This is a genomic window from Terrisporobacter petrolearius (assembly GCF_020748185.1).
Classification (GTDB): domain Bacteria; phylum Bacillota; class Clostridia; order Peptostreptococcales; family Peptostreptococcaceae; genus Terrisporobacter; species Terrisporobacter petrolearius.
The window spans coordinates 16,899-37,340 of record NZ_JAHZMO010000026.1; the positions used below are offsets into that span (position 1 = coordinate 16,899).

22 protein-coding genes are annotated in these 20,442 nt (G+C 27.5%); all 22 read right to left on the reverse strand.

From position 1 onward, the window contains the following. Positions 1-3 precede the first annotated feature (3 nt). The 22 genes from K0040_RS13660 to K0040_RS13765 all read right to left on the reverse strand — a co-directional run bounded on the left by K0040_RS13660 (position 4) and on the right by K0040_RS13765 (position 20,441). Positions 4-891 (reverse strand): tyrosine-type recombinase/integrase, encoded by an 888-nt coding sequence (locus K0040_RS13660; protein WP_228109330.1) that lies wholly within the window; start codon positions 889-891, stop codon positions 4-6. Positions 892-903: 12 nt separating this feature from the next. Further along, positions 904-1,515 (reverse strand): hypothetical protein, encoded by a 612-nt coding sequence (locus K0040_RS13665; protein ID WP_228109331.1) that lies wholly within the window; start codon positions 1,513-1,515, stop codon positions 904-906. A 58-nt stretch (positions 1,516-1,573) separates the two neighbouring features. Continuing rightward, the gene (locus tag K0040_RS13670) at positions 1,574-2,104 is read right to left on the reverse strand and encodes an NUDIX hydrolase (RefSeq protein WP_228109332.1); all 531 of its coding nucleotides are present in this window, start codon (positions 2,102-2,104) and stop codon (positions 1,574-1,576) included. Beyond that, positions 2,076-3,173: a DUF3866 family protein gene (locus K0040_RS13675; RefSeq protein WP_228109333.1), complete on the reverse strand. Its 1,098-nt coding sequence runs from the start codon at positions 3,171-3,173 to the stop codon at positions 2,076-2,078. The genes K0040_RS13670 and K0040_RS13675 overlap by 29 nt, the downstream gene beginning before the upstream one ends. A 4-nt stretch (positions 3,174-3,177) precedes the next feature. After that, positions 3,178-3,942, reverse strand: a complete 765-nt coding sequence (locus K0040_RS13680; protein WP_228109355.1) for a glycosyl transferase — start codon at positions 3,940-3,942, stop codon at positions 3,178-3,180. 64 nt (positions 3,943-4,006) lie between these two features. Continuing rightward, positions 4,007-4,699, reverse strand: coding sequence for a glycosyltransferase family 2 protein (locus K0040_RS13685; protein WP_228109334.1), 693 nt, complete (start codon positions 4,697-4,699; stop codon positions 4,007-4,009). A gap of 25 nt (positions 4,700-4,724) precedes the next feature. Continuing rightward, positions 4,725-5,603: a copper transporter gene (locus tag K0040_RS13690; RefSeq protein ID WP_228109335.1), complete on the reverse strand. Its 879-nt coding sequence runs from the start codon at positions 5,601-5,603 to the stop codon at positions 4,725-4,727. Between the two features lie 22 nt (positions 5,604-5,625). Beyond that, entirely contained in the window at positions 5,626-6,747 is a 1,122-nt protein-coding gene (gene steA / locus K0040_RS13695; RefSeq protein WP_074915347.1) for a putative cytokinetic ring protein SteA, read from the reverse strand. 121 nt (positions 6,748-6,868) lie between these two features. Beyond that, positions 6,869-8,092 (reverse strand): CCA tRNA nucleotidyltransferase, encoded by a 1,224-nt coding sequence (locus K0040_RS13700; protein ID WP_228109336.1) that lies wholly within the window; start codon positions 8,090-8,092, stop codon positions 6,869-6,871. A 117-nt stretch (positions 8,093-8,209) separates the two neighbouring features. Next, positions 8,210-9,037, reverse strand: a complete 828-nt coding sequence (spo0A, locus tag K0040_RS13705; RefSeq protein ID WP_026255020.1) for a sporulation transcription factor Spo0A — start codon at positions 9,035-9,037, stop codon at positions 8,210-8,212. Between the two features lie 106 nt (positions 9,038-9,143). Beyond that, a complete protein-coding gene (locus K0040_RS13710; RefSeq protein ID WP_228109337.1) occupies positions 9,144-10,160 on the reverse strand; it encodes a SpoIVB peptidase S55 domain-containing protein in 1,017 nt (338 codons plus the stop codon). Between the two features lie 123 nt (positions 10,161-10,283). Then, positions 10,284-11,963, reverse strand: coding sequence for a DNA repair protein RecN (gene recN / locus K0040_RS13715; RefSeq protein WP_228109338.1), 1,680 nt, complete (start codon positions 11,961-11,963; stop codon positions 10,284-10,286). Positions 11,964-11,988: 25 nt separating this feature from the next. After that, complete coding sequence (locus K0040_RS13720) at positions 11,989-12,801, reverse strand: TlyA family RNA methyltransferase (RefSeq protein ID WP_228109339.1); 813 nt, start codon at positions 12,799-12,801, stop codon at positions 11,989-11,991. Positions 12,802-12,805: 4 nt separating this feature from the next. Beyond that, the gene (gene dxs, locus K0040_RS13725) at positions 12,806-14,674 is read right to left on the reverse strand and encodes a 1-deoxy-D-xylulose-5-phosphate synthase (RefSeq protein ID WP_228109340.1); all 1,869 of its coding nucleotides are present in this window, start codon (positions 14,672-14,674) and stop codon (positions 12,806-12,808) included. A gap of 170 nt (positions 14,675-14,844) precedes the next feature. Continuing rightward, positions 14,845-15,282, reverse strand: a complete 438-nt coding sequence (locus tag K0040_RS13730) for a divergent PAP2 family protein (protein ID WP_228109341.1) — start codon at positions 15,280-15,282, stop codon at positions 14,845-14,847. A gap of 9 nt (positions 15,283-15,291) precedes the next feature. Beyond that, positions 15,292-16,179 carry a polyprenyl synthetase family protein gene (locus K0040_RS13735; protein ID WP_228109342.1) on the reverse strand — a complete coding sequence of 296 codons (888 nt, stop codon included), beginning with the start codon at positions 16,177-16,179 and terminating at the stop codon, positions 15,292-15,294. Further along, the gene (gene xseB, locus K0040_RS13740; RefSeq protein ID WP_228109343.1) at positions 16,180-16,395 is read right to left on the reverse strand and encodes an exodeoxyribonuclease VII small subunit; all 216 of its coding nucleotides are present in this window, start codon (positions 16,393-16,395) and stop codon (positions 16,180-16,182) included. A gap of 2 nt (positions 16,396-16,397) precedes the next feature. After that, positions 16,398-17,603: an exodeoxyribonuclease VII large subunit gene (xseA, locus tag K0040_RS13745; RefSeq protein ID WP_228109344.1), complete on the reverse strand. Its 1,206-nt coding sequence runs from the start codon at positions 17,601-17,603 to the stop codon at positions 16,398-16,400. A gap of 10 nt (positions 17,604-17,613) precedes the next feature. Continuing rightward, positions 17,614-18,579 (reverse strand): Kae1-like domain-containing protein, encoded by a 966-nt coding sequence (locus tag K0040_RS13750; protein ID WP_228109345.1) that lies wholly within the window; start codon positions 18,577-18,579, stop codon positions 17,614-17,616. Further along, entirely contained in the window at positions 18,560-19,102 is a 543-nt protein-coding gene (gene nusB / locus K0040_RS13755) for a transcription antitermination factor NusB (protein WP_228109346.1), read from the reverse strand. The genes K0040_RS13750 and nusB overlap by 20 nt, the downstream gene beginning before the upstream one ends. A gap of 81 nt (positions 19,103-19,183) precedes the next feature. Beyond that, complete coding sequence (locus K0040_RS13760; protein WP_228109347.1) at positions 19,184-19,603, reverse strand: Asp23/Gls24 family envelope stress response protein; 420 nt, start codon at positions 19,601-19,603, stop codon at positions 19,184-19,186. A 151-nt stretch (positions 19,604-19,754) separates the two neighbouring features. Further along, complete coding sequence (locus K0040_RS13765) at positions 19,755-20,441, reverse strand: SpoIIIAH-like family protein (RefSeq protein ID WP_228109348.1); 687 nt, start codon at positions 20,439-20,441, stop codon at positions 19,755-19,757. Position 20,442 lies beyond the last annotated feature (1 nt).

Below are 20,442 nucleotides of genomic sequence, written 5' to 3' on the forward strand. Positions count from 1 at the left end.
CCTTTATATGTCTTCTTTTTTCCTTGGATGCTTGTCCTTAATTTCTTTCCTAACATTATTGTCCATTTGGTTCAAATATAACTGTAAACTAGCCAAATTAGAATTGCCTAATATTTTACTTACAACAGCTAAATTCGCTCCTCCTTTTAATAAATGTATGGCAAAAGAATGTCTAAGTATGCTAGGATTAATATTTTTACTTATATTAGCCATATTAGCATATTTTTTAATAACCTTCCAAAGTCCTTGCCTTGTAAACCTTTGTCCTTGAGCGTTAACAAATAGTGCTTCTTCTTCTGTTTTTGCTAAGCTAGGTCTGCCTTCTTTTATATACTTCTCTAAATATACTTTAGTTATTTCACAAAGTGGTATTACTCTATGATTTTTACCCGTATTGCAGTATAAATAATCAATTTCTAAGTCTACATCTTGTAAATTTAATTCCACAAGTTCTGAAACCCTCATTCCTGTCCCGTATAACACTTCAAAAATAGCCTTGTCTCTTATTTTTTTGGGACAGCTTAAATCAGGAAACTTCAAAAGAGCTTCAACTTCTTCTTCTGTTAGAATTTCAATATTTTCTCTTTTTATTTTTGGTTTTTTTATAGTATTAGCTGGATTAGTTTCACTAATACGATTTAAAAATAAATATTCATGAAAAGACTTAACAGAAGAAGTTACTCTTGACACTGTAGAAACAGAAATATTTTGTTTTTCTAAGTTTACAAGAAAATTAATAATGTCATACTCTGCTACATCTTCAATTTTTATATTCTCAGACTTTAAATAATCTATATACTTTTTAATATCCGCATAATATGAACATATGGTATTTTCCGATAACTTTTTTTTGGATTTTATATAGTCAATATACTGTTGTAAAACTTCCATAAATAACTCCTTTTATCTTACTAGGAATTGTAAAATACCAACGCTAATTGCATTTAATAATAATTGGGCTGATGCACATATTACTATTATAATAATACCATTTAACAAGTATCTTCTACCTAAAAATAAGACCCCTTCTTTTCTTCCTCGTTTATATTCTTCGTAAATATTTTTAATATAGTAAAAACTTACAGCAATAATTAATATTGCCCCTGGTATTATAATAAAATTTTTTATTACCATAATCAATATCATTTTTATACTTTTAAGTTTAATTAATAAAATTAAGCTATTAATAGTATAGCCTATGGATATTCCTTTTAATAAAAAACTTATTATTGCTAAGGGAAAAGTAAATACAAATAATGAAAATAATACTATACTCCCTAAAAAAATGATATTTTCTCTTAAATTAGAAAAAACTACAGCACTTATGTTTATATCACTTCCATGGCTATAGTAGTCATTCAAATTATTTATACTATCTAATACTATGTTTTGTCCATTAGAAAAAATCTTATTTAAATAAGTTCCTATGGCCACAAATATAATAAAGACAATACTTAAATAAATTATTTCTTTACTTATTCTAAAAGTATCTCTTTTTCTTAATGTTTTTCTCAAATTTATAACCTCCTCTTATCCTAACATATATTTATGTTGGAAAAGAGGAGGTTATGCTTTATATTAATTCTTTAGTTAATAATATTCCAATAACAGTTTTCGAGTCACAAATTTCATTACTGATAACCATATTGTAAACTTCTTCTTTATCAAGTTCATGAACTTCTAAAAATTCATCTTCTTCCAAGTGACTTTCTCCTGGAATTAAATTTTTAGCTAGGTAAATAAAGACTAATTGATTAGAAAACCCTGGTGTAGCATAGTACTTATGAATTAATTTTAAACTATCTACACTATAGCCCGTTTCTTCTTTTAATTCCCTAATAGCACAATCTAAAGGATCTTCTCCAATTTCAATTTTCCCAGCAGGTAATTCATATAATTCTTTTTCTACTGCTTTTCTATATTGCTTAACTAATACAATTTTATTATCATCTGTCATGGCAACTATGGCCACTGCACCTTTATGTTCAATTATTTCCCTTTTTTGATATCCTTTATTAGGCACCTCCACTGTGTCAACTCTAAGTTTTATAGTTTTACCAGTGTAAATTAAATCACTACTTACTGTAGTCTCCTTTGTTATCATCACAAACCTCCATTAAGTAATATGCAGCAGTGCTTGCTGCTTCAAAAAATTCCTTATCTTGTTCGTAACTTCTGCCCATACTTCTTACTTTAAGGTTAAAATAATCCAAGTCTTCCCTACATTTATTATTATCTAGATAAATTATATTGTGCTTATCAAATAATTTATAGTCTTTAACTTGTTTTTTTATGTAATCAAATTTTTCTTTATCATAAATATTTATTGGAATATTTACGTTTACATTTACAATTTCATTAAATATAGTTATTGAATGATGTGATATTCCTCTGTGTCTTTCTCTTAAATCAGCAAAACTTATTCTAGGAATTGCTATAGGATTTCCTCCTAGTTTTTTAATAGCATCTAATATAGGCCCTTGTTCTATCCCTGTAAACCCGTATTTTGTCCCTGTACCTGCGATTCCCGGTCCCATTGATACAAATACTGCATCAGCCTTTATTACTTCTTTTGCTGTGATTAAAGCTGTATATATGTTTATACATTCATAATCACCACCAAAAGCATTTCCAATAGTAATTGTACTATCAATTAATTTTTTATCTTTCAAGTTTTGTACATTTTTACTTAAATAAATTGGAAGAGCAGCTCCATCGGTCATTATATATACTAGCTTCTTACTTGGATTATGTCTTTTATATGATGCTACAAAAGGAGTTAACATACTATGAAGAGTTCCCACAACAACTGGCATATCATCTAAAGTTTTAAAGTTATTAATTATATCATGATATCTGTTTTCATGATCTTCTACAGCATCTACTTTCACTTGATAAGGAGTATATCTAAGCTTCATAATATGTCCATTTGGTGATAAATGAGATTCTTTGTTATTTAAATTGGATATAACAAAGTGATATCCACCAGTACCTAGGCTTAGCTCAACTGCTGTAGTATTAAGTATTACTTCATCACCTATATTTATCTTTCCAGTTATTTTAGGATAGTTATAAGCTCTTTGTATTTGTCCATTAACATTAACCCTTATATCATCTAATACTTCACTACTATCAGCTATTTCTTCTACTATTCCTACTTTTTTACTAATCATGAGATTACCTTCCTAATCTATCAATAAAATTTAATACTTTGTTCTTTTCTATAATCTTTGTTAAAGAGAACTTTTCAGTTAATACATGAATTAACACTAAAAATACTAACCATCCTATTCTTACATTTAAAGTATATCCAAAAGCCATAAGAATACCTATTGATATTCCAAGCACATTTGAACCTGTATCTCCCATCATAGCCTTTGCTTTCAAATCAAAATTAAAATATGCTAATACATTTGGAAGTATAATTAACGGGAGTATTTTTATATACCCAGTTAAAGTTATAAATATGGTGATCATAATAACTAAATATACTTTTATAGCTCTACCTGGTCTTAAATCAAATAAATTCATTAGATTTGTAGATAAAGCAATTATTAAAGTATTTATTATAATATCAATAATATTTTTAGATATGGATACTGATATTATAAGTCCAACAAAGCCACCAAATAGAGCTTTAAATCCCCCTGTTGTAAGTTTTCCTTTGAAAAGGCTTTTAAAGTGTCCTTTTAATCCACTTACATCTCTATTACCTATGGTATCGTCTATTATACCTGCAAAAAACATAGCCATCATTCCAAATATAAATAAAAATAGACATAACATACTTATGGCATCTATGGTAAAGAATGCCACTATTATTCCATTTATAATTATCATGGGAAGAAATACTATTCCCATACTTACAGGTATCATTTCTCCTTTATAATTTGGTCTTATACAATTACTATCAATAAGTAAGTTTTTGAATAAAGGTATCATTAGGTATGTTCCAATTAGGCCTAATAAAAATACTATCCCTCTAAATACATATGAATACAATAGATTACCTCCATTCTTTTTTCTTTTGTCTTAGTACTTTCTTAATGTGATAATATTGTTTACCTCTATGAATAAAGCCTTTTAAATCTCTTCCTGTTTCACTGTGAGTCATATTAACTAGTACTTCTTTAATTCTATATCCGTGTTTTAATATGTCTATGGTCATTCCAACTTCCACACCATATCCAAATGGAATTTCATCAAATTTTTTTAATACTTCTTTTTTAAACAGTCTCTGACCTGATAAAGTTGCATCTAATTCTACACCTGTCATTTCACGAACTGATTCCTTTGCTAGCCCCTTAACAAATCCAAGTCCTCCTTTTTTCTTTGCCGGAGGGAATTTTGCTATTATAACATCAGCCTCATTATTTAATATAGGTGTTATTAATTTTGCAACTTCTTTTGATGAACTGCCAAGGTCTGCATCTAAAAATCCTATTATATTTGCTTTTGTCATAGCAACTTTTAAACCATTATTTAAGGCATAACCCTTACCTCTATTTTTGTCTTGAGTTATAACAGTTATTTTATCACTTTTTACTTCTTTTGCAACCTTTGATGTATTATCACTAGAACCATCATCTACAACTATTATCTCACTTATTTCTTTTATATCTTTTATATTTTCTAGTGTATCCTTAATTTTATTTTCTTCATTGTATGCTGGTATTATTATACTTAAATAAGGATTCATTTTCTTATTCTCCTTTAATTATTAGTTATTTTTCGTAAGCAATTAATTCTTTTGCTAAATCAGAGTTTCCATAATGACCAACTGTATTTTGATTTTTTAATAATGTAGTTAAAGAAATTTTTCCCATACCTTCATTTATATTATCTATTGTTGATATATTGTTTTCTGAATATAATTTTAAAATTTCATGATTGCTATCATTTTGAGAAACAGCAACTGAGTATTTATTTTCTTCTTTTAATCCATCTAAAATTAATTTTTCTTTTGCATTAAATTTTTCTTTTGCATCTTTTCCTGCTAATTCTCCAAGTAATACTACTGAATCATAATCTTGATATTTCTTTTCGTCTATATTATTAATTTTTATTACACCTAAATCTTCTAAAGCGTATAATTGGTCATATCCTTTTGTGCTGCCTAAAGAACTTATTATGTAGTTTATTACATCTTGTGATGATTTAAATGTTTTACTTAAGTCTTTTGACAAAGCAGCTAATTTTTCTTCATCACTTATGTTATCTTTTACAACTATATTAAAAGACGCTATTCCATTTGCATCTGTTATTAATTTTTCTACATCTTCACTGTAGTCATTATTTTCATTTGTTAGTATTATTCCAGTATTTTTATCTGTTAATACATCCTTAGTTAATGCATCAATATTTTTATCAATGTATTGTGTTGTTATTTGTATATTTTCATTTAAAGATTCAATCTCAGACTGTAAATTTTTATTTTTTTCTTTTAAGTCATCAAACTCCGTATTAAAACTTTCAAGTACTTCACTTTGTTGTTTACTTAAAGCTTGGTCGTAGTTCAAATTAAAACCAACCAGTATCCCTACTCCTAAAGCAATAAATATAGCACCAATTGTAACTATATAGTACTTCATATTTATATTCATATTAATCCTCCTAATTTATATATTACAAATTTAATAGTAATTTCAATTTTAATTGTATTATTCTGATAAATTGCTGCGTTGTTGGTGATAAATAAGCAAGTATTAATACTGGGAATAATGCTGCTATTATCATAGCCCAAATATATTTTATTTTTAATTTACTTTTATACAGTAAATTAACACCTTTAGCATCTATTAACTTAGACCCTATTTTTAGTCTTACAAGGAATGTACTAGCCATACCTTTTCTGCCTTTTTCCAAGAAATCAATCATATTAGAATGTGTTCCAACTGCAACAATTAACTCTGCCCCATATTCATAGGCTGTAAGCATTGCTATGTCTTCACTTGTTCCTGGCGCTGGAAATACTATAGCATCAAGACCTAAATCTTGTACTCTTTTAAGACCCGGCGCTCTTCCATCCACATAAGCATGTACTACTATTTCACCAGCTTTTTTTAATGTTTCATCACTAACACTATCCATGTCTCCAACTATAACATCTGGAGTATATCCAAATTCTACTAAAGCATCTGCTCCACCATCTACTCCTACAAGAACTGGTTTTACTTCTTCTATGTAGGAAATTATTGTACTTAAGTCTTCTTTATAATCTTGACCTCTAACAACTACTAATACATGTCTGTCCTTATACTTTGTTTTCACTTTAGGAATTTCTACTTCTCCTAAGATGAAGCCTTTTTCCTTTTTTGCATATTCTATAGTATTATCTATGAATCTATCTAATTCTACAGACATATTATCATAAGCTTCTTTTATTTTTATAGATACCTTTCCTTTGTCTAATACACTACCTTCTCCCAAAAGTTGTCCATCTCTATAGATTTGCCCATTGTTTACTTCTATTATTTGTCCTTCTTTTAATTCATCAAATAATTCTTGTCCAATATTATCTATAATTAAAATATTTTTATCTGTTAATATTCCTGGTCCTTTATTTGGATATTTCCCACTTATAGACTGGGCTGCGTTAATTACTAATTTGACTTTACCTTCTACTAGAGAATTAGCTGCTACTTCATCTATATCCATATGATTAATAACTGCTATCTCTCCCCCTGTAAGTCTCTTCGCAAGCCTTTTTGTTTTTCTATCTACTTTAATAGGGGCTTCCACTCTCATAATTAAAACCTCCGACATTTTATTAAAATCATATAACATTATAACATTATTTAAGAACAAAGGAAATATTTTATAGTTTCATAAATTATTATATGTTTTTTAATTTATTAAAAACAATTAGTTATATTTCTTTTATTTTTTTAATAAGTAAATTTTTTTTATTTAAATTAGGGTTGATTATAACTTGGTTTAAAAGATAATTGAGAACTTGTCCCACAGCTTTATTTTCATAGCCTTGAGCCATAATATCTTTTCCATTTATTTTTAGATTTTTAATTGTATAACATTCTTTATTTTCTTCAATTTCTTTTAATATATCTATAATTTTTTCATAATTTTCTTCATCTTCACAAATCACTCTATTTATATCTAAATAATCTTCAAACAATTTTCTATCGATTTTATTTAATATTTTTTTTATTTTAATCTTATCTAAATTATTAATGTCAGTTTCTTTAATTAAATCTAAAATAATATCATGATCCTTATTTGTTTTCTTTGAATATACTAATTGCTTACAAAACATCTTACAATCTATGTTTAACTTTTCAATTATGTAATCTAATACTACCAATCTTTTTACCAAAACTTTATCAATTTTTTTTAATATACTAATTTTTTTATATAACTTTTCAATTCTATTTTCATCTTCTTCACTACTTATGTGTAAATTGTTTAATAATTTTGTTTTAAAAAGATATATAATATTTTCCGGTTTATTGCTAAGTATGACTTTATTAAACTCATCAGTTATTCTCTCTAAGCTAATATTTTTTATTATTGTTGCATTATTATAAATAGCCAAAAGAGTATCCGTTTCTATTTGAAAATCTAATTTACTAGAGAATCTAATGGCTCTGATCATCCTTAAGCCATCTTCATTAAATCTATCATAGGGATTTCCCACTGTTTTAATAATTTTGTTTTCAATATCCCTCTTTCCTCCAAATAAATCTACTAATCCTTCATTTTCATTGTATGCCATGGCATTTATAGTAAAATCACGTCTTTTTAAATCTTCTTCTAATTTATTTGTAAAATCAACATTTTCTGGTCTTCTATGATCTTTATATTCACCTTCTATTCTATATGTTGTTATTTCGTATATTTCCTCATCTATTACTACACTTATAGTCCCATGCTCTATTCCTGTTTCTATGCATTTAAAGTCCCTAAATATATTTTTAATTGTTTTGGGAGTAGCATTAGTCGTTATGTCATAGTCATTAGGTTTAATACCTAATATAGCATCCCTGACGCACCCTCCTACTATATATGCTTCAAAATTATTTTCATGTATTTTATCTATTATGTATTTAACTTTTGGAGGTAAGCTTATTTTCATATTTGTATCTCCTTAATATGTTGATAGTTTTATTTATCTATATCTGTTTAAAATTTACTCCACTCAAAAAATAAAGCCTTCTAAATAGTTAGAAGGCTTACTGTAATCAATTTAAAATTATTTAACCATGCTGTGTTCTAATCTTAATTTATCTGCAATCATTGCTATAAATTCAGAGTTTGTTGGTTTACCTTTAGTATTGTGTACTGTATAACCAAATAATTGATTTATCGTATCAACCTTTCCTCTACTCCATGCAACTTCTATTGCATGTCTTATTGCTCTTTCAACTCTACTTGGAGTAGTGTTATATTTTTTTGCAATGCTTGGATATAATTCTTTCGTTACTGCTCCTAAAAGTTCTACATTATCAATAACCATTTTTATAGCTTCTCTTAAGTATAAGTATCCTTTTATATGAGCTGGAACACCTATTTCATGGATTATATTTGTTATTTCTGTTTCTATATTTCCTGTGTTTTTAACATAATCACTTCTTGTCATTTGAACTTCTTGATTTTGTCTTATCTTTGGTTCTCCACCAACAACTTTATTAGTTACTAACTCCCTAATTCTGTTTATGAATATTACAAAATCAAAAGGTTTAACAATATAGTAATCCGCTCCTAAATTTATAGCTGTTTGAGTTATTTTATCTTGCCCAACAGCAGATAATACTATTATTTTTGGTTGTTTAGGAAGATCCATTGAATTTAATTTTTCTATTACCCCTAAACCATCTAGGTGTGGCATTATTACGTCTAATACTAATAAGTCTGGTTGTGTTTTTTGTACTAATTCAAGAGCTTCAATACCATCTTTTGCTATTCCTAATATTTCAATATCTTCTTCATTAGATAAATATTCCTTTAATAGCTGACAAAAATCTTTATTATCGTCTGCTAATACTATTTTAATCTTTTCGTTCACTAAAATTCCCCCCAATAATAAGTTTTTCTTATTTTAATTTTTTTATATCATTACTCTTTTAGGTTTATTCGACACTGTAAAATTATATTCCTTCTAAGTGTTTAAATATTTTATTATCAATTTACAATTTTAACATTTCATCGATGAAAATGCCATATCCTTTTTTAGGATTATGCTTGAATACATAGGTTAAACTGCCAATAAGTTTGTTATTTTGTATAATAGGGGCACCACTCATCCCTTTTACAATTCCACCAGTATAGTCAATTAATTTATCATCAACAACTTTTATTAACATATTATTGTCTTCTTTTATTATTTTTTCTATTTTTATTTCATAGGATTCAACATTTCCTTCTTTTGATTGAAAAAGTACATATGCACTCCCAGTTTTAACATTATTTTTTTTACCAATTTCAATAAGTGGAAGATTAGACTCATAGTTGTAGTTGTAAAATTTTCCTTTTATTCCATTGTTTGAATTTATAAAAAACTTTCCAATAGAATTATTATAATCTATTATAGCATTAATCTGGCCAATATTCTTTTCATTATTTTTATGAATAGATATACTGGAAGCGTTGTAAATATTTCCTTCTTTAATGTTTAGTAGCTTTTCTGTATCCATATCGCAAATACCATGACCTATAGCATAAAATTCATTGGTAACAGGGTTATAACAAGTTAATGTTCCTATTCCAGATATTTTGTCTCTTACCCAAAGACCTAATTTGTATCTATCATTTTCATTTTTAGTTTTTATTTTACATTTTTTAAATTTGTTATTTCTCTCAAATATGATCTCTACTTCATCTAAACAAAGTTTATTTAAAACATTTGAAATATCTTTGTAATTATTAATTTTTTCCCCTTCTATAGATATGATATTATCTCCTATTTTTAGACCTCCAATATATTCTATATCATCTTCTTCAAATCCTATAACTAAGGCTCCATCTGTATCAGCTTTAATCCCAACAATATTGCCCAGGGGGTACACATATTGCTTATTTGATATGTTTTGATTTTGGAAAGTTTCTAAGACGTTATTATCTTTTTGTTTAAGTAATATATCACAAAAAATTAACAAGGCAAAAATAAAAAATATGCTTATTATAAATCTATTGTTTTTTTTCATACTTAATCTCATTTCCTTCTAAATAATAATTTCTATATTATAATTCCATTAAATAGTTAAATTATACAAAAAAAGAATAGAAAATAATTCTATTCCTTTTATTAACAGTATTTAATTATTAAATTAATGTTTTTCTTTTGTCAAATTAACAATCTCTCTAGCGTGTTCAATAGTTGTGTCAGTTATATTGCTACCAGCTATAAGTCTAGCTATTTCATTTATACTTTCTTCATCTTTTAATTTTTTAATAATTGTATAAGTTCTATTTTGATCACTATTTTTTGATATACAAAAATGTGTATCTGCATTAGCTGCTATTTGTGGTAAATGGGTTATACAAAGTATTTGTTTTTTCTTTGCAATATTATGTAACTTCTCACCTACAACTTGAGCAGCAATTCCACTTATACCTGCATCTATCTCGTCAAACACTATAGTATCTATTTCATCTATATCTGCAAGTATTGTTTTAAATGCTAGCATAAATCTAGACATTTCTCCACCTGATGCAACTTTATAAATTGGTTTTAAATCCTCTCCTAAGTTAAATGATATCATAAATTCGACTTCACTGTTTCCACTTTGAGAATATGTAGATTGAGCAAAATTCACTTTAAAGCTAACACCCTTCATATCTAGAGATTTTAGCTCACTTAATATGGCTTGTTCTAAATTTATGGCAACTTCTTGTCTCACTTTTGTAAGAGAAGAAGCTTTTTGGCTTAGTTCCTCTTCTAACTCCACCAATTTATTTTTTAGGCTTTCTGACATTTCATCTCTATTTACTATGTCCTCTAACCTAGATGATATTTCATCCTTATATTTTAAAATATCTTCTATAGTATCTCCATATTTTCTTCTTAAATTATTTATCTCATCTACCCTTACTTCTATTTGTTCAAGTTCGTAAGGTTCAAAATCAATATTTTCTTTATAGTTTCTAAGATCCCTACAAGTGTCTTGAAGTTCGTACATAATGCGCTCTACAATTTCACTGTATTCACTTAAAGTTTCATCATACTTACTTATTTCACTTAATTCTTTTGAGGCCATACCAATTAAATCAACTGCATTCACACTTCCATCGTGTAACTTTTCATAGCTTAAATTAAGATTATTATATATCTTTTCACTATTTCTATAGATTTCTCTTTGTCTTAATAAATCTTCATACTCATCTTTACTTAGTGCAGCTGCTTCAATTTCATTAATTTGAAATTTTAATAAGTCTATTTCTCTTTGAATTTCTTTTTCATCTTTATTTTCATTCAGTGTATTTAATGCCTTTTTTACTTTATTGTACTCTGTATAAGTATTTTTATATTCATTTCTTGGTAAATCTAATATTTTACCTCCAAATAAATCTAAAAATTTTAAGTGTGTATCTTTATTAAATAATGCTTGATTTTGATGCTGTCCATGTAAATCTATAAATGTAAGAGCAATTTCCTTTAATATTGACATTTTTATAGTTCTTCCATTTATCCTAGCCACACTTTTTCCATCTGCATAAATAATCCTAGTTATAATTAGTTCGTCATCTTCTAAATCTATGTCATATTCATCTAGTATTTTCTGTAAATTAGTACTTGGCGATGATACTATAATTTCTGCAATACCTTTTTCAGTGCCTTTTCTTAAAAAAGACTTGTCGTATTTATTTCCTAAACATAAGCCAAGAGCCTCTATTATAATAGATTTTCCTGAACCAGTTTCCCCCGTTAATATGTTTAGATTTTGGCCTAAGTTTATTCTGCATTCTTCAACTAAGGCACAATTTTTCATATACAATTCAAGGATCATTTTATGCCCCCTTTATCATTACTTGTTATTTATTTAAGTTATGAGATTCTTCTACAACTTCAGCTATTTTTTTATCAAAAGATTCCTTGTCAAAAGTAAAGTCATCCTTATTATTTCTTAAATGAATTAAGTATTCTATATTACCTTCTGGTCCTTTTATTGGAGAATAATCAAGATTTAAAATTGCAAATCCATTCTCAATAACATATGTTGATATTGTCTCTATAACTTCAATATGAACTTTTTTATCTCTTACCACACCCTTTTTACCAACTTTTTCTTTTCCTGCTTCAAACTGAGGTTTAATTAATGCTACTACCTCTCCATCTCTATTAAGTAATTCTTTTGCTTTAGGTAAAACAAGTTTAAGTGATATAAAAGATACATCTATAGATGCAAAATCTGCAAATTCCTTTGTATCTTCAATTGTTACATATCTTATATTAGTTCTTTCCATACAGACAACCCTCTCATCTTGTCTTAACTTCCAAGCTAATTGTCCATAACCTACATCTATCGAAAACACTTTTACTGCGCCATTTTGAAGCATACAGTCAGTAAATCCTCCTGTTGATGCTCCTATATCCATACAAACTTTATCCTTAAGAGTTACACCAAAATATTTCATTGCTTTTTCAAGTTTTAATCCACCTCTACTTACATAAGGAATTGGATTACCTTTTACTAAAATATTAGCCTCTTCTTTAACTTCTGTTCCCGGTTTGTCACATCTTTGATTGTCTACAAAAACAAGACCTGCCATTATAGCTTTTTTCGCTCTTTCCCTGCTCTCAAAATGCCCTTTATCTACAAGTAAAATATCTATTCTTTTTTTCATTATACTATCCTTCTAATAATAAATTTTTTATTCTGTTTGCTATTTGTTCATCTGACATTCCTATTGTTTCAAATAATTGTTCCACATTACCATGTTCAACATACTTATCAGGAATACCTATATTTTCAACTTTTACATTATAATTATTATCTATTACAAATTTATTTATTCTACTTCCAAATCCGCCACTTATAACATTATCTTCTATAGTTACCACCTTCGAATGTTTCTTCAATAATTCATGCAATAAATCTTCATCCATGGGCTTTAAAAACCTTGCATTTACTATTGTAGGGTTTATATTATCTTTAATAAGTATTTTTCTTGCATTTAATGCTTTTTCAACCATGTTACCAATAGCTAATACTAACACATCTTTACCTTGTTCTAATACTTCATACGTTCCTACTTTTATTTTATCGTAAGACCCCTTATCAATATAATATGAATTCCCTCTAGGATATCTTATAGCTACAGGCCCATCTATCTCAGTGGATAATTCCATCATTAAATCTAACTCTTTTATATCTTTTGGAGCCATTACAATTAAGTTTGGCACCACATTTAAATAACTTAGGTCAAATACTCCATGATGTGTTTCTCCATCATTACCAACAAGACCCGCTCTGTCAATTAAGAAAGTAACATTCTTTTTCGTTATAGATACATCATGTATAACTTGGTCGTAACCTCTTTGTAAGAAAGATGAGTATACTGCAAAATACGGCTTCATCCCTTCCTTCGCAAGGCCTGCTGCAAATGTCGTGGCATGTTGTTCAGCTATTCCCACATCATAATATCTATATGGATAAGATATGGCGAAATTGTTTAACCCTGTACCTGAAGGCATGGCTGCTGTAATAGCTACAATTGTATCATCTTCGTCTGCCATACTAACTAGTTTTTTACCTACATGAGAAGATATGCTTTCTTTTGTAGATGCTTTAAGCCCTTGTTCTATGTTAAACTTAGATACCCCGTGGTATTTATCAGGTGCATGCTCAGCAAACTCATAGCCTTTACCTTTTTCAGTTATAACATGTAATAAAACAGGTCCTTTTTTATTTTTAGCTTTATTTAAAATATCTATTAATTCTTTAATATTGTGACCATCTATAGGTCCATAATATTTAATTCCAAAAGACTCAAATAAATCACAATCTTGTGGTGTAAATTTGCTTATAATTCCGTCTTTAAACTTATCTGCTGTTTTATATATAAAGTTACCTGTTTTTGTCATAGATAATATTTTCTCTATTTGATCTTTAACTTGATTGGCTTTAGCATTTCTAATAATACTGGATAAATATCTTGACATTCCACCTACATTTTTGTCTATAGACATTTCATTATCATTTAAAATTATTATCATTTTCTTATTTAAATAACCTAAGTGATTTATAGCCTCCAGTGCCATGCCTCCTGTTATAGACCCATCTCCTATAACAGACACCACGTTAAAATCTTCTCTCTTTATATCTCTTGCACATGCAATTCCAAGACCTACTGATATAGATGTAGAACTATGTCCTGTGTCAAATATATCATGTTCACTTTCATTTTCCTTAGGAAATCCACTTAAACCATTAAGCTGTCTAAGTGTTGCAAATTCGTCTTTACGCCCAGTAATGATCTTATGTACATAGGATTGATGACCTACATCCCATATTAATTTGTCTTTTGGACTATCGAAAACTTTGTGCAATGCCAAAGTCAGCTCAACAACTCCTAAATTTGAAGCTAAATGACCTCCAGTTTTCGAAATAGAGTTTATTAAAAACTGTCTTATTTCTTCTGCCAATTTTTCCATTTCATCTGTATTTAATTTTTTTATATCTTCTGGAGAATTTACTTCATTTAAATAATTACACATAATTTTCCTCACCTTTATAATGGTCTAATTTATTTTCATTTTGTATTTAAAAATAACTCATACTAAAAAAGCCTTCCACAGAAGACTTTGATTTTTATAGTTTCCATGTATTTATTATAATTTCCTATAAAGCAAAAAAATTATATCATATAATACATTTTTTTTCAATTTTAAGCCATAATGGCTCCAACCACTATACCTAGTATTGCTCCTAATATTACTTCCTTTGGAGTATGACCTATTAACTCTTTTAAAGTTTCATGTTCAATATGTTTTTTATTTTGTAAATCTTCAACTATTTTATTTAAAATAGCTGCCTGCTTTCCTACTGCTCTTCTTACACCGGAAGCATCATACATTACTATTAATGCAAAAACTACACATATGACAAATTCAACTGAATCAAATCCCTTTTGTATACCAATTACAGTTGATAAACTCGTGACAAATGAACTATGCGAACTTGGCATTCCACCTGACATAAATATTCTTGAAAATTCCACTACTCTTCCTTTTCCTGTGAATATTTTTATAAACTGTGCTAAAAAACAAGCAAATATACTTATCCATAATATATGGTTGTCAAATACTTGTGTAAAAAAATCCATGTGGCCTCCTTAACAATCCCTACTAATTATATAATCTCCTAGCTGATTTAAAAAATCTATTTCTGATGATAATCCATCTATACTAGATTTTCCCTCTTCTATTAACTGTCTAGCTATTTTCCTTGATTTTTCAAGTCCTAGTAGTGAAGGATATGTTGATTTGTGGTTTTCTATATCACTTCCAATAGGTTTTCCTAATTTAGCTTCATCTCCAGTTATATCTAATATGTCATCTACTATTTGAAAAGATAATCCAATATTTTTCCCATATTTAGTTACTTTTTCTAATTCTTCTTCACTAGCTCCACCAATTATGGCACCAGCTCTCATACATCCTATAATCATAGCTGCAGTTTTATTTAAGTGAATAAAATCCAATTTATCTTTATCTATGATTTTATTTTCACTTTCAACATCTACAACTTGTCCTCCTATCATACCATAAATACCTGCATGTTTTGCAATTTCATTTATGGCTTTCAAATATTTATTTGAATCTTTTTTATCTATAGATGAAGACAACATTACCTCAAAAGCATAATTTAATAGAGCATCTCCAGCTAAAGTTGCCATTGCTTCTCCAAATACCTTATGATTTGTAGGCTTACCTCTTCTTAAATCATCATTATCTAATGCTGGTAGATCATCATGAATCAAAGAATAAGTATGTATCATTTCTATAGCCACTGCAAAAGGAATAGCATCTTCTTCTTTTCCACCGACTATCTTACAACTTTCTAAAGTTAATATAGGTCTAAGTCTTTTACCTCCAGCTTTTAAACTGTAGTTCATAGCCTGTATTACAGCTTGTTGATACCCTTCTTCTTTTGGCATATATTCATTTAAAAGTGTTTCTATATAATTAATTTTTCCCTTTAAAACATCTTTAAATTCCATTTACTCTTCCCCCATATTAAAATCTTCTTCAATACCTATTTTATTAAATTTACTTATTTTAAATTGTGCATCTTCTAATAATTTATTACAGTGTTTAAATAATTTTATTCCATCTTCATATAAACTTAATGAATCATCTAAACTAGTATTTTTTGATTCTAATTTCATCAAAATATCTTCTAATTTTTCATAAGCTTCTTCGTAAGTAAGTTTCATGATTATACCTCTTTACTATTAATTTTATTTACATTACACTCTAAACTACCGTCTTTTAAAGTTATATTTATATCTTCATTCACATCTACTTCTTTAATAGAATTAATAACTTTATTATCTTTTTCAACAATAGAATATCCTCTACTTATTGTAGCAAGAGGACTTAGGTTATGTAACAGGGCTGCTTTTTTTGAAAGCTTTTCTTTAGAAGTCTCTAAGTTTTGTTCTAATCTAAAATTTATTTTATCATAAATTTGGTCTAACTGTATAACTTTGTCCCTTATTACATAGTTTTTCATATAATTATTAATTTTTTCAAAGGTATTCACAAGCTTTTCATTCTCTAATGTTACTTGATTATTTAAAGACCTATTCATTCTATTTCTTATATTGTCAAGTTTATAGTAAATTTGTGATAAATCTGGTGTTGCAATTTCTGCTGCTGCAGATGGCGTGGGCGCTCTCATATCTGATACAAAATCACAAATTGTAAAATCTGTTTCATGACCTACTGCAGATATTATAGGTATTTTTGATTTAAATACTTCTCTTGCTACTATTTCTTCATTAAAGGACCAGAGTTCTTCTAAAGAACCGCCTCCTCTACCTACTATTATGGTATCCACATTTTCCATTTTATTAAAAAATTCAATTCCTTCACAAACATCTTTAGCAGATTTTTCTCCTTGAACATTTACTGGATATAGTTTTATATCCACCTTTGGAAATCTTCTTTTAGTAACATTTATAATATCTCTTATAACAGCACCAGTAGGTGATGTTACTATGCCTATAGATTTTGGCGTTTTAGGTATTTCTTTTTTATATTTAGTATCAAATAATCCTTCTTTTTTTAGTTTTTCTTTTAATTTATTAAATTCCATATATAAATTACCTATACCTTCAATTTCAACTTCATTTATATAAAGTTGATAGGCACCGTCTCTCTCATATACAGAAATATATCCTGATGCAATTATTTTAACACCACTATCTAATTTTAAACTTTTATCATAATTACTTTTAAAAATAATACAATTTAATTTTGACTTTTCATCTTTTAGGGATAAATAAACATTACCACTACTATGAACCTTAAAATTAGAAATTTCTCCTTTTACTCTAAGGTTATAAAGAATAGGGTCATTTATTAATATTCTTTTTATATATGAATTTGCTTCGCTTATATCTAAAGCTCTAAGTTTCATACATCCACTCCTAATAATTCTTGATTTTATTTAATCCTATTATAGCACATCCTACACCATTATCTGTTGCATATTCTTTATCAGTGAAGTAAGCTTTTATATTTTCCTTCTTTAATTTTTTACTTAATTCTTTTTGAATATATTCACTTGCAGACACTCCGCCTCCAAATAGAACTTCTTTTAGCTCATGTTTTACACATATGTAAGTTAATGATTTATACATGGATCTAATCAATGTATCTAAAAGAATTTTACTAAGATATTCTTCATTGTAATCGTAAATTATTTTATTAATTTGATTTTCTATTCCAGATAAATTCATATATCCTTCTTTAACGCTTGTTTTCAATCCATTTTTAATTTTTTCATTACATTTTAAAGCATTCTCATCTATATATTTTCCACAAGGGAAATTATAATTCAGTCTAACACCTAATCTATCTATTAACTGACCAAAACTAACATCTAAACTTCCACCTACAATTTTTATCTTGTAGTCATTATCTTTTCTTTCTACTAAAAGTATTTCTGTAGTTCCACCAGACATATGAACTGCTAAAAACTTGTCTTCATTTTCCAAGTTATTATTAAATAGGCTTGCTTCTATATGATTTTCTTGATGAGTGGTTTCATAAAAAGGACAGTTATTAATGCTACTTAGTAATTTTGCAAAATTATATCCCACAGAAAAAACAGGCATATAAGAACTATCAACTGGCCTTGGTTTTGTTGATACACATACACCTAAAATATTATAATTTTTTAATTTGTTATTTATTACTTGTGATAATTCTCCCATATTATTTACATGTTGAAAAACTGCTTCACTTTGTCTAAGACCTTTATTGTCTTTTTTTACTTTTAATATTATTTTTTCATTTAATACTATCTCTTTATTTAAAGAGATAGCTGCTATAGATGTTGTATAGCAGCTAGTATCAAATCCTAATATAATATTATTGTTCTTTCGTGTCATTAACAACACTTCCTAATATTCCGTTTATAAATTTAGGAGATTTATCATCACAATATAGTTTTGCTAAATCGATAGCTTCGTTTATTGAAACCCTAACAGGTACTTCTTTACTCATGTATACAATTTCACAAATTGAAAGTTTTAATATTGCTAAATCTACTTTTGCTATTCTATTTAGAGACCAATTTAGGGCATGTTTTGTTATCAGCTCTTCTATATCATAGCAATGTTCACTTAGTTCACTACAAACGGTTTTCATATATTTCATATCTATTGCGTTGTTCATATTTACACGCTCTAAATCAACACAACTTTCATTTGAGAATTGTAATAATAATTCTTCATATCTATTTATTATGTATTCTTCGTTATTATTTAAAAAATCTTCAAAATAATTATTTATATCTTGTAAATCACCTTCTAATATATCTATTTGATAAATTAATTTCATTAAATATTCTCTACTTGTTATTTTTCTGGCTTTTTCAATATAACTTATTTTGCTTACATTGTCGTTTTTCATTCTTAATGAACCTCCTTCAGTCTTATTATTTACCACTTAAGCAATAAAAAACCCTCTGATTTTCAGAGGGCTTTATTTAATTTATTTAGTGATTTGCTTAGATTCTTCTTTCTTAGCTTGTTTTGCTAATTTAGCTTCTTCTTTTTTAGCTTGCTTTGCTAGTTCTTTTTCTTCTTTTTCTTTCTTGAAGCTAATTTCTTGAACTTGTATATTCACTTGAGAAACTTCTAATCCAGTCATTGTTTCAACTGTATTTTTAACATTTTCTTGTACTTTAAATGATACATCTGGTATTGACATACCGTATTCAATAGTTATAACTACATCTAAAGTAACTTTACCGTCTTCCATTTGGATTTTTACACCGTTGTTTTTAAGTAATTTATCTGTTAATGAAGTTATTGTATCTACACCTTCTACTTCTAAAGCAGCTAATCCAGCTATTGTAACTATAACATCATTCGAAATTTTAACTTGCCCTAAATTATTGTTATTTTCCATGAGATTGTTACCCCCTGTATTAAGGTTTTTATAATTATATATTATCATAGCAAATTATAGTCAGTTTTGCAAGAAAATACCTCAGCATTTTCTGAGGTTTTAGTGATTATATATTATTATAACCTAAAAATAGTAATTTAAAATCAATTTATTACTTTTGGCTATAACTATTCATTAATTTAATTTTATCGTAAGATACTCCAGCTTGTTGTGCTACTAAATCAAATATTCTTGTTGCTTCACTCTTTGATAAATCTTGTTTGTTTACTACAACATTCACATTACCTTCACCTATGTATACTAAAGCATTTTCAAATCCCTTAGCGCTTAATAAATTTTCTATTTTTAATTCAGTTTCTTGATATTTAACAAGTTGAAGTTTCATATTAGATGCTTCTTCTCTTGATTTATCTGTAGTAGAAGGATTATTTATTATTTCATTTAATTCTTCTGACAAATCATTTCTTTGTTTTTCTCTTGTCATTTTCATATCAAGAATATATGTAGACTTGTTCATGTTTTCCTTTGAAGTCAATTGTTTTTCTATTTCTTTACTTGTTTCCACTGCTTTACCTTTAACTTCATCACTTCCACTATCTTTACTATCAACAACAGTTATTTTTGCTGTCTCCTTACTATTCTTATCATCCTTATCATTATTTGCTGTTTTTGTTTTATCCGTATTTTTATCTTGCTGAGCTTGTTCATAAGCCTCAAATTCTTTAGACACAGTAAGTGCTGATTGTCTACTTAACTGATAATTTATAACCCCAACAGCTATTAGCATTGTAGATAATGCTAATACAACAAAACCTCTATTTTTAAAATTAAATTTCATA